General features: G+C 74.5%; 8 protein-coding genes and 1 pseudogene. 8 read left to right on the forward strand and 1 reads right to left on the reverse strand.

Going from position 1 to position 10512, the window contains the following annotated elements; all coding sequences use genetic code 11:
- Positions 1 to 378: 378 nt before the first annotated feature.
- The 3 genes from AB4039_RS40135 (at position 379) to AB4039_RS40145 (ending at position 4860) form a co-directional block, all read left to right on the forward strand.
- Positions 379 to 3252 (forward strand): nSTAND1 domain-containing NTPase, encoded by a 2874-nt coding sequence (locus tag AB4039_RS40135; RefSeq protein ID WP_442273096.1) that lies wholly within the window; start codon positions 379 to 381, stop codon positions 3250 to 3252.
- Positions 3253 to 3291: 39 nt separating this feature from the next.
- Positions 3292 to 4257: an isopenicillin N synthase family dioxygenase gene (locus AB4039_RS40140; protein WP_442273097.1), complete on the forward strand. Its 966-nt coding sequence runs from the start codon at positions 3292 to 3294 to the stop codon at positions 4255 to 4257.
- Between the two features lie 69 nt (positions 4258 to 4326).
- Entirely contained in the window at positions 4327 to 4860 is a 534-nt protein-coding gene (locus AB4039_RS40145; protein ID WP_442273098.1) for a GNAT family N-acetyltransferase, read from the forward strand.
- Between the two features lie 151 nt (positions 4861 to 5011).
- Here AB4039_RS40145 and AB4039_RS40150 read toward each other — a convergent pair whose 3' ends face one another.
- Positions 5012 to 6196 carry an erythromycin esterase family protein gene (locus AB4039_RS40150; protein ID WP_266846135.1) on the reverse strand — a complete coding sequence of 395 codons (1185 nt, stop codon included), beginning with the start codon at positions 6194 to 6196 and terminating at the stop codon, positions 5012 to 5014.
- A gap of 88 nt (positions 6197 to 6284) precedes the next feature.
- Here AB4039_RS40150 and AB4039_RS40155 point away from each other — a divergent pair, with 88 nt between their 5' ends.
- The 5 genes and pseudogenes from AB4039_RS40155 to AB4039_RS40175 form a co-directional block, all read left to right on the forward strand.
- On the forward strand, positions 6285 to 7001 hold the full coding sequence (locus tag AB4039_RS40155) for a MerR family transcriptional regulator (protein WP_266846136.1): 717 nt from the start codon (positions 6285 to 6287) through the stop codon (positions 6999 to 7001).
- 139 nt (positions 7002 to 7140) lie between these two features.
- Positions 7141 to 8502: an FAD-dependent oxidoreductase gene (locus AB4039_RS40160; RefSeq protein WP_266846137.1), complete on the forward strand. Its 1362-nt coding sequence runs from the start codon at positions 7141 to 7143 to the stop codon at positions 8500 to 8502.
- Between the two features lie 538 nt (positions 8503 to 9040).
- Positions 9041 to 9703 (forward strand): NAD(P)-binding domain-containing protein, encoded by a 663-nt coding sequence (locus AB4039_RS40165; RefSeq protein ID WP_266846139.1) that lies wholly within the window; start codon positions 9041 to 9043, stop codon positions 9701 to 9703.
- Between the two features lie 221 nt (positions 9704 to 9924).
- Positions 9925 to 10128 (forward strand): cold-shock protein, encoded by a 204-nt coding sequence (locus AB4039_RS40170; protein ID WP_030228921.1) that lies wholly within the window; start codon positions 9925 to 9927, stop codon positions 10126 to 10128.
- Between the two features lie 192 nt (positions 10129 to 10320).
- A pseudogene (locus AB4039_RS40175) lies at positions 10321 to 10512 on the forward strand (hypothetical protein); the annotation flags it as partial.

Genomic DNA, 10512 nt, shown 5'->3' on the forward strand with positions numbered 1-10512 from the left:
GACCGGGATCCGGCCGCGCCGGCCCCCCGGCCGCGCCGCAGCCCGCGAGCGCCGCCAGCGCCACCGCAGCGGCCAGGGCGGCCGCCGGGCCCCTTCGTGTTCGCCTCATCCCTACGGTCCTCCTCTCCGGTGTGTTCCGCGGCGTGCCGTCCGCCGTGCCGTCCGCCCGCGTGTCCGCCGTGCCACCCGTCCGGGTCACCCCCGTGCCCGCCGTGCCACCCGTCCGGGTGCCGACGCGTCCGCAGGCCGGCCGCCGCCGTACGGACCCAGGTGTAGCCGCCCTCCGTTGTTCGCCGTCGGGGCCCTGGCAGCGAACAAACAATTGCTGAACAATCCACCCCGGACCGCAGCAAAGGGGCCGGGTGGAAGGGGCCGCGCATGGCACGCAAGGAACGTCCGCTGGAAGGCGGGGACGGGCCTCTGCTGGAGTTCGCCACCGCCCTGCGCCGCCTGCGCCACGAGGCCGGATCCCCGCCGTACCGCGACCTGTCCGCGCGCGCCCACTACTCGGTGGCCACCCTCTCCGGGGCCGCCGCGGGCCGCCGGCTGCCCAGCCTGGACGTGACCCTGTCCTACGTGCGCGCCTGCGGCGGCGACCCGGGGGAGTGGGAGCGCCGCTGGCACGCCGTCGCCGTGGAACTCGCCGTCGGATCCACCGCGCCCGCCGGCTCCGGGGACGCGGCGGAGGCCACCGGCGCGACCGGGCCCGCGCGGGAGGACGGCCCGGACGGGCTTCCCTACGTCGGACTCGCCGCGTTCCGCGCCGAGGACGCCGGGCTGTTCTTCGGCCGCGAACGCCTCGTCGGGGACCTCTTCACCGCCCTGACCCGCCACCGCGTCGTGGCCCTCGTCGGCGCGTCCGGAGCCGGCAAGTCCTCGCTGCTGCACGCCGGACTGCTGCCCCGGCTGCGCGCCGACGCCCCCGCCCCCACCGTCCGCGTGTTCACCCCCGGACCCCACCCCGTCGACCGGGCCCGGCAGGCCCTGGCCGGCCACGAGGAGCCCGACTCGGCCGAACGGGTGCTGATCGTCGACCAGTTCGAGGAGGTCTTCACCGTCTGCGCGGACGCCGCCGAACGCACCCGGTTCGTCTCCACCCTCGTCGAGGCCGCCCGGCGCCCCGGCTCCGGCTGCCGCGTGGTCCTCGGCGTGCGCGCCGACTTCTACGCGCACTGCACCCGCCACCCCGAACTCGTCGAGGTGCTCCACGAGGCCCAGATCGTGGTCGGCCCGATGAGCGCCGCCGAACTGCGCCGCGCCGTGGTCGAACCCGCCCGGCGGGCCGGCCTGACCGTCGAGGGGAACCTCCAGGCCACCCTCGTCGCGCACGCCCACGGCCAGGTCGGCGCACTGCCCCTGCTCTCGCACGCCCTGCTGGAGACCTGGAGGCGCCGCCGCGGCGCGGCACTCACCCTGGACGGCTTCCACGCGGCGGGCGGCTTCGAAGGGGCCCTCGCCCAGTCCGCCGAAGCGCTCCACGCCTCCCTCTCCCCCCACCAGCAGACCCTCGCCCGACAGGTGTTCGTCCACCTCATCGCCCTCGGCGAGGGCACCGAGGACACCAAACGGCCCGTCGCGCGCGAGGAACTCGGCCAGGACGCCGACACCCGGACCGTCCTCGCCCGCGCCGCCGCGCTGCGCCTGCTGACCCTGGACCAGGGCGTGGTCGAGCTCACCCACGAGGCCCTGATCCGGGCCTGGCCCCGGCTGCGCGGCTGGATCGGCGACGACCGCGAACGGCTGCGCCGCCACCGCCAGGTCGCCGAGGCCGCACGGGCCTGGGAGGGCGTGGGACGAGACCCCGGCGCGCTGCTGCGCGGCACCCGGCTCGCCCTGGCCCGCGAGACCCTCGCCCCGCCCGCCCTCGGACTCTCCACCGGGGAACGGGAGTTCCTCGACGCCAGTACCGCCGCCGAGGCCGCCGCAGGCCACGCCGCCCGCCGCCGCACCCGCCGGCTGCGCTGTCTGGTCGGCGCGCTCGCCGTGCTCGTCGTGGTGGCCGCCGTCGCCACCGGCAACGCCGTACGGGCCGAGGGGGAGGTCACCCGCCAGCGCAACGACGCCGTCGCGCAGAACCTCGCCGACACCGCCACCGACGTCGCCGCCACCCAGGCGGGCCTCGCCGTCCAGCTGAGCCTGACCGCCCACCGCCTCTCGCCGACGGCCCGGACCCGCGACAGCCTCCTGTCCACCCTGATGACCTCGCTGCCCGCGCACGACAAGGAGGTCGTCGCCCTCGCCTACCGTCCCGACGGGCGCCAGCTCGCCACCGCCAGCGGGGACCACACCGCCCGGCTGTGGCGCACCCACGGCACCGATCGGCCCACTCTGGTGGCCACCCTCGCCGGCCACGAGGCCGACCTGCGCGCCGTGGCCTACCGGCGGGACGGCGGCCTCCTGGCCACCGCGTGCGCCGACGGCACCGTCCGGCTGTGGGACGTGGCCGACCCCGCCCACCCGGCGGTGTCCGCCGAACTGCCCGCGGACGGCGGTGACGTACGCGCCCTCGCCTTCGCCCCCGACGGCCGGACCCTGGCCACCGCCGGGGCGGACGGTGGCGTACGGCTGTGGGACGTCGGCGATCCCGCCCGGCGGCCGCCCGCGCGGACCGCGCTGCTCACCGGGCACCGCGACACCGTGCGCGCGGTCGCGTTCAGCCCCGACGGGCACGTCCTGGCCACCGCCGGGGAGGACGCCACCGTGCGCCTGGCCGACGTCACCGACCGGACCCGGCCCACCGGGCTGGCCGTCGTCACCGGCCACGACACCGCCGTCTTCTCCGTCGCCTTCGCGCCCGACGGCCGCACCCTCGCCACCGCGTCCGGAGGCCGTGCCCCGGTCCGGCTGTGGGACGTCTCCGACCCGCGCGCCCCCGCCCCGCTCGCCGCCCTCACGGGACACACCGACGTGGTCGGCGCGGTGGCCTTCAGCCCCGACGGGCGCACCCTGGCCTCCGCCGGCGACGACCGCACCGTCCGGCTGTGGAGCCTGCCCCGGGACGGCCGCCCCGCCGCGCTGGCGGTCCTGACCGGGCACACCACCGCCGTCGGCTCGGTCGCCTTCAGCCCCGACGGCACGGCCCTGGCCTCCGGGGGCTTCGACACCACCCTGCGGCTGGCCGACACCGACCTCCACCGGGCCCTCGCGGGGGCCTGCGCGCACACCGGCCCGCGGATCACGCGCGCGCAGTGGTCCTCGTACATGCCCTACCTGGACTACGCGCCGCCGTGCAGCGGCCTCGAACGCCCCTGAGCCCCAACCCCACCCCACCCCGGAAGGCAGTCCCCCCGCATGGTGAGTTCCCAGGTACCCGTCATCGACCTCGGACCGTGGCGGTCCGGCGACCCCGCCGCCCGCGCCCGGGCCGCGGCCCGCGTCGACGAGGCCCTCCAGGCCGCAGGCTTCCTGCTGGTCACCGGCCACGGTGTGGACCCGGCGCTGCCCGCCCGGATCCGGGAGGCGGCCCGCTCCTTCTTCCGGCTGCCGCCCGGGGCGAAGCGGCCCTACGCCGTCAGCGTCGGCGGGCGCGGCTGGCTCGGCCCCGGCGCCGAGGCCAACAGCTACGCCGAGGGGACGGCCTCCCCGCCCGACCTGAAGGAATCCTGGTCCTGGGCGGCGGAGGACCCGACCGGCGTGCCGTCGGTGGACGCCGAGTGGTTCCGGCCCAACGCCTGGCCCGCCGAGGTACCGGAACTACGACCGCTGGTGACCGGATACCTCGCGGCGATGCGGGCCCTGTCCGACGAGCTGCTGGAGCTGCTCGCGGTGGCCCTGACCCTGCCCGAGGACCACTTCACCCGGCACACGGGCCACCCCACCTGGGGGTTCAACGTCAACTGGTACCCGGGCGCCGCCACCGTCGGCCCGCCCCTGCCCGGCCAGTTCCGCATCGGCCCGCACACCGACTTCGGCACGGTGACGGTCCTGGACCGGGAGCCGGGCGCCGGCGGGCTCCAGATCCACACCGACGCCGAGGGCTGGCAGGACGCCCCGTACGACCCGGCCGCGCTCACCGTCAACATCGGCGACCTGCTGGCCCGCTGGACCGGCGACCGCTGGCGGGCGGGCCGCCACCGGGTCCTCCCGCCGCCCGCGCACGCCCCGGCCGAGGAACTCCTCTCCCTCGTCTACTTCTACGAGTGCGACCCGCACACCCGGGTCGAGTCCCTGCCCGCCCCGCTGGGACGGGTGGTGCACGAGCCGGTCGACTCGCACACCTACCTGCGGGCCAAGCTGGACGCGATCACCGTCTCCTGAGGCCGGCCGCCCGACGGCGGGGAGGGGGTCCGATTACCCCTGGTCGGCCGCGTTCGGCAGGATGAGGGCATGACCGAGATCCGTACCCCCCGCCTCATCCTGCGCCGCTGGAGCGACGACGACCTCGTCCCCCTGTCGGAGATCCACGCCGACCCGGAGGTGATGCGCTGGATCGGCGACGGCTCCGTCCTCGGCCTGGACGAGACCGCCGAAGCCATCGAGCGCTGGGAGGAGGAATGGGACGACGAGGGCTTCGGCGTCTTCGCCGTCGAACTCCTCGCCTCCGGCGAGCTGATCGGCGCCGTGGGCCTGACCGTCCCCGAGGGAYCGGCCGAGGTGGAGCACGCCGTGGGGATCTGCTGGCGGCTGGGCCGGCCGTTCTGGGGCCAGGGCTACGCCTCCGAAGCCGCTCACGCCACCTTGGAGTTCGCCCTCCAGGACCGCGGCCTGGACCGCGTCGTCGCCGTCAACCGGCCGGGCAACGAGGAATCCGAGAACGTGGTCCGCAAGCTCGGCATGAAGCAGGACGGCAACGCGACCGACCCGGAGACCGGAGCCCTCCTCGTCCTGCACAGCATCGACCTCACCGAGTACGAGGCCTGACCCGCCCCCGCACGGGGCAGACCGTCCGCACCGGCCGATGGGACGCCCCCGGGTCCACCGGGCCGCCCCGGGCCCTCCGCCGCCGGGCCGACGGCCCGGCGGGGGAGCGGGCACCACCACGGGGCCGGGCACCGCGGTCCTGTGACGGCCCTCAGACCTCCCTGACGAAGACGAGGGCGTCCGCCCGGCCGGTGGCGGCCGGATCGAGGGCGGCGTAGGTGTGGTCGGCGGGGACGCGGGGCGGCGGCGTCCGGTCCAGGGCCGCGGCGAGCCGGCCGGGATCGATGACGCTGCGGTCGTACGGGAGGGCCGACAGGAGCCCTTCGAGGGTGTCGGGGCCGGGTACGTCGGCGCCGCGGCTGCCGAAGGAGGTGGCGGCGAAGGCGTACCGGTCGCCGAGGCGGGCGGAGACCAGGGCACCCGCGCTCCACCAGCGCAGCCGCAGACCGGCGAACTCCATGTGGCTCGGGTCGCGCTGGAGGTGGCCGTTGTGGGCGAAGAGGAGGGTGGGGCCGCGGCGGGCCTCGCGGCGCACGATCGCGTCGAGGTGGTCGGCCATCAGCACGTCGCGCAGGGACACCAGCGCGCCCAGCCGGCCGGGCGCCGTGTCGGCCAGGCCGGCGTGGTAGCGCAGCAGTCCGGTGGCGGTCCGGGCGTGCAGGGCCGCGCGCCAGAACGCGTCGGGGCAGGTGGCCTCCGTCAGGTCGGGGGCGTGCGCGTCGAGCAGTACGCCCAGGTCGTCGGCGATCAGCCGCAGCCGCCCGGCCCCGGGGGTACGGCCGACGGACCGGGCGGGATCCATCAGGGCGGCCGGGCTCGTCCAGCGCTCGTCGGGGCCGAGCAGCGCGTCCAGGTCCGCGCCGCTCCAGGGCAGGTCGAGACGGGCGGCGAGGTACTCGCGGACCTCCGTCAGAGCCTGGCGGGGGGAGGCGGCACCGGTCGTCTCCAGGGGCGCGTCACAGCCGTAGAAGCGGAGCCGCTCGCGGGCTGGCCGCCCCTCGTTGTACGCGCGCATCCAGCGCAGGAGTTCGCGGTTGGCGGGTGAGGCGCCGAAGCCGTGGCTGAAGCCGCGCTCCATCGCCCCGTCGAGGGTCCCGGTGCCGTCGCCGACGTACGCGTCGGCGACCAGGGCCGCCAGGCAGTCGCTCTCGACGGCGATCGAGCGGTAGCCCTCGTGTTCCACGAGGTGGCGGAAGAGCTCGTTGCGCAGCTCGGGAAAGGCCTCGACGCCGTGGGTGGGTTCGCCGAGACCGAGCAGGCGGGGGGCGGGGGACAGGAGGGCGGTGAGGGCGCCGCCGGTGAAGGGACGGGCGGCGTCCCGGATCGTTGCCGTCATGACTTCAACCGTATCGTTGAAGCCTCGGTGCAAAGTTTGACGGCTCATTCCCCGGGAAATGGCCCGACAGCGAGGAGAAACCTTCAAAATGCGGTTGCGGCCCGTCGACCTGGCGCGCGAGCACGGCCTGTCCACGCAGGCGGTGCGCAACTACGAGGAGGCGGGGATCCTGCCGCCGGCCGGGCGCTCGCCCAGCGGGTACCGCCTCTACGCCCCGCGCCACGCGGCGGCGCTGCGGACCTTCCTGGCGCTGATCCCCGCCCACGGTCACGCGACGGCGGGGGCGATCATGCGGGCCGTGAACGGGGGCGAGGTCGAGGAGGCGCTGCGGCTGATCGACGGGAGCCACGCGCAACTGGCCGACGACCGGCGCACGCTGGAAGAGGTGGAGGAGGCGCTGCGCGGCCCGACGTCCCCGGGAGGGGCGCGGCGCGAGCCGGAGCGGGAGCCCGAGCCGGCGGGGGCAGTGACGTTCATCGGGCCGTTGGCGCACCGGCTCGGCATCCGCCCGGCGACGCTGCGCACGTGGGAGCGGGCCGGACTGGTCGTGCCCCGGCGGGATCCGGGCACCGGCTACCGCGTCTACACCTCCGCCGACGTGCGCGACGCGCTGCTGGCCCACCAGCTGCGGCGGGGCGGGTACGGCCTGGAGCGGATCGCGCGGGTGCTGGAGCGGGTCCGGGCGGCGGGCGGAACCGGGCCGCTGAGCGCGATGCTGCGGGAGTGGCGCGACCGGCTGACGGCGCGGGGACTGGCGATGCTGGCGGGCGCGGCCGCCCTCGACACCTACCGGCGGACCCCGTAGCGTCAGCCAAAAGTCAGGCTTTGGTAAGTCATAAGGTCTGGTTATGGGGTCATAACCGGGGGGCGGGTGCCGGGTAAGGGTCGCCTTAGTTTAGGGTTCTCTTGATCAGTCAGATTGTCGGTCGAAGGGAACCCAAGTCATGCCTCGCCCTCTGCGGGTAGCAATCGTCGGTGCCGGCCCCGCCGGTATCTACGCGGCCGACGCGCTGCTGAAATCCGAGGCGGCCGTCGCTCCCGGTGTGTCCATCGACATCTTCGAGCGGATGCCCGCCCCGTTCGGTCTGATCCGGTACGGGGTCGCCCCCGACCACCCCCGCATCAAGGGCATCATCACCGCCCTGCACCAGGTGCTCGACAAGCCCCAGGTCCGCCTGTTCGGGAACGTCGACTACCCGAACGACATCTCCCTCGACGAGCTGCACGCGTTCTACGACGCCGTGATCTTCTCCACGGGCGCCACCGCGGACCGTGCGCTCGGCATCCCGGGCGTCGAGCTCGACGGCTCCTACGGCGCCGCCGACTTCGTCTCCTGGTACGACGGCCACCCCGACGTGCCGCGCACCTGGCCGCTGGAGGCGGAGAAGGTCGCCGTGCTCGGCGTCGGCAACGTCGCCCTGGACGTGGCCCGCATCCTCGCGAAGACGGCCGACGAACTGCTGCCGACCGAGATCCCGGCGAACGTCTACGAGGGCCTGAAGGCCAACAAGGCCCTGGAGGTCCACGTCTTCGGCCGCCGCGGCCCGGCGCAGGCCAAGTTCAGCCCGATGGAGCTGCGCGAGCTCGACCACTCGCCCAACATCGAGGTCATCGTCAACCCCGAGGACATCGACTACGACGAGGGCTCGATCACCACCCGCCGCTCCAACAAGCAGGCGGACATGGTCGCCAAGACCCTGGAGAACTGGGCGATCCGCGACATCGGCGACCGCCCCCACAAGCTGTACCTGCACTTCTTCGAGTCCCCGGTCGAGATCCTCGGTGAGGACGGCAAGGTCGTCGGCCTGCGCACCGAGCGCACCGAGCTCGACGGCACGGGCAACGTCAAGGGCACCGGCGAGTTCACCACCTGGGACGTGCGGTCCGTCTACCGGGCCGTCGGCTACCTCTCCGACGAACTGCCCAAGCTCCCCTGGGACGTGGAGTCCGGCACGGTTCCCGACGAGGGCGGCCGCGTCATCGAGAACGGCGGGCACCTGGCCTCGACGTACGTGACCGGGTGGATCCGGCGCGGCCCGATCGGCCTGATCGGCCACACCAAGGGCGACGCGAACGAGACCGTCGCCAACCTGCTCGCCGACCACGCCGGGGGCCGCCTGCTCACGCCGGCCACCCCCGAGCCGGAGGCGGTCGAGGCCTTCCTCGCCGAGCGGCAGGTCCGCTTCACCACCTGGGAGGGCTGGCACAGGCTGGACGCCGCCGAGAAGGCGCTGGGCGAGCCGCAGGGCCGCGAGCGCGTGAAGATCGTGGAGCGCGAGGAGATGCTCGACGCCAGCGGCGCGTGAACGATCGAGTGGGGGCCGCCCACGCCGTTGGCGTGGTTGGTCTCCTCCCACCGCTGCAGCTCCTGCCGCAGCGGCTGGGAGAGGTAGAAGGAGCGCAGCTGGTCGGCCGTCTTGCCGTCGCCGTCGTACACGGCGTCGATGTAGGAGCCGTAGAAGTCGGAGATCCGGCTGAAGGCGCCCTCCGGGCTGCCGGACACGGACTGCGGCGGGGCGGCGGTGGCGGACGTACCGGTGACGAGGGCGAAGGAGAGTGCCGCCGCGCCGGCGGTGGCCGCCAGGGCGACGGACGTGGCGCGCTTGCTCGGGAACGTGAACACAGGTGGGTACCTTTCCCCGTTCTGACTGCGTGCCGGTACGGTCCCCGGCACTGCCCTCCAGGACGTGACGCACCGCCAACCGGTTCTCGGAGTCCGGGAAATGGCCGGAATTAGCTCGTACGGAGGATTCCGGAAATCGGCCCGCCGTCCGGAGGAATGCCGGCGGCCACCCGGGGGTTGGGACGGACGCGACATCCGACTCCGCACGCACTGGAGAGCTCATGAAGATCGGCATCATCGGCGCCGGGAACATCGGCGGCAACCTCACCCGCCGGCTCACCGCCCTCGGGCACCGGGTCTCCGTCGCGAACTCCCGCGGCCCCCAGACCCTGACCGCCCTCGTGGAGGAGACCGGGGCCACCGCCGTCACCGTCGCGGAGGCGGCCCGGGACGCCGAGGTCGTCGTGGTCACCATTCCCCTCAAGAACATCCCCGACCTGCCCGCCGGACTCTTCGACGGGGCCGCCGAGGGCTTCGTGGTCATCGACACCGGCAACTACTACCCGCGCCGCCGCGACGGCCGCATCGCCGCCATCGAGGACGAGGGCCTGACCGAGAGCCGCTGGACCGAACGCCACCTCGGTCACCCGGTGATCAAGGCCTTCAACGGCACCTACGCCGCCGACATCCTGGAGCGGCCGCGTCCGGCCGGCGACCCGGACCGCATCGCCATCCCGGTGGCGGGCGACGACGAGGCCGCCAAGAAGACCGTCCGCGCCCTCGTCGACGAGCTCGGCTTCGACACCGTCGACGCCGGCGGCATCGACGACTCCTGGCGCCAGCAGCCCGACACCCCCGTCTACGGACTGCGGGCGGGTGTGGAGGCGGTCACCCGCGCCCTGGCCGAGGCCTCGCCCGTCCGGACGGAGGAATTCCGGGGCTGAGGACCACCCCGGGTGGAGTAACTCTTCGAGGTCGAACCGTTTCTCTGTGCTACGGTGACGTTCAGTTGCAGGTGTGGTTCCCAAAGATTTCAAGCGCTTCCGTCGGATTCTCCGACGGGTGCACTTCTTAATTTCCGGATGCTTTCGGACAGGGTCAATCAACACGGCGACGCCGGCGTCGCACAGTGCGGCCCCGGGTACAGCCCCGAAGGAGAATCCATATGGCATCCGGCACCGTGAAGTGGTTCAACGCGGAAAAGGGTTTCGGCTTCATCGAGCAGGACGGCGGCGGCGCCGACGTGTTCGCCCACTACTCGAACATCGCCACCCAGGGCTTCCGTGAGCTCCAGGAGGGCCAGAAGGTGAACTTCGACGTCACGCAGGGTCAGAAGGGCCCGCAGGCCGAGAACATCGTGCCCGCCTGACGCCGACGCGCAGCCGAGAGCCGGGGCCCGCACCGATGGTGCGGGCCCCGGCCCCGTTCCCGGCCTCGCTTTCGGCCCCGGTCCCGCCGTGACCGAAGTGTCATGTGCGGACCCGCTGTGCTCGCGTCGACCGACTGCTACGTTCCTCCGGCACCGGGCACCCCGGCACCCGGGAGCCGCGGGAGGGCCGTCATGCACGTCAGATCCCGTCTCGCCGCGGCCGCGGCCGCCGCACTGCTCCTCGGCGCGGCCCTGACCGGCTGCGAGGACGGCACCGCCCCGCCGCGTCCGGCCCCCGCCCCCTCCGGGAGCCCCACCGCCCCCTCGGCCCCGCCGCCGGTGCCGCCGGCCGCGAACGCCGCCACCACGCCGGCCGCCCCGGTG

Origin of the sequence: Streptomyces sp. M-16, from assembly GCF_052114405.1 — a bacterium.
In the GTDB taxonomy this organism is placed as follows: Bacteria; Actinomycetota; Actinomycetes; order Streptomycetales; family Streptomycetaceae; genus Streptomyces.

Bases quoted from the DNA above. Each gene is read 5' to 3' on its own strand.
- AB4039_RS40135 (WP_442273096.1), top strand. From the start codon at position 379: ATGGCACGCAAGGAACGTCCGCTGGAAGGCGGGGACGGGCCTCTGCTG.
- AB4039_RS40170 (WP_030228921.1), top strand. From the start codon at position 9,925: ATGGCATCCGGCACCGTGAAGTGGTTCAACGCGGAAAAGGGTTTCGGC.
- AB4039_RS40160 (WP_266846137.1), top strand. From the start codon at position 7,141: ATGCCTCGCCCTCTGCGGGTAGCAATCGTCGGTGCCGGCCCCGCCGGT.
- AB4039_RS40155 (WP_266846136.1), top strand. From the start codon at position 6,285: ATGCGGTTGCGGCCCGTCGACCTGGCGCGCGAGCACGGCCTGTCCACG.
- AB4039_RS40150 (WP_266846135.1), bottom strand. From the start codon at position 6,196: ATGACGGCAACGATCCGGGACGCCGCCCGTCCCTTCACCGGCGGCGCC.
- AB4039_RS40165 (WP_266846139.1), top strand. From the start codon at position 9,041: ATGAAGATCGGCATCATCGGCGCCGGGAACATCGGCGGCAACCTCACC.
- AB4039_RS40140 (WP_442273097.1), top strand. From the start codon at position 3,292: ATGGTGAGTTCCCAGGTACCCGTCATCGACCTCGGACCGTGGCGGTCC.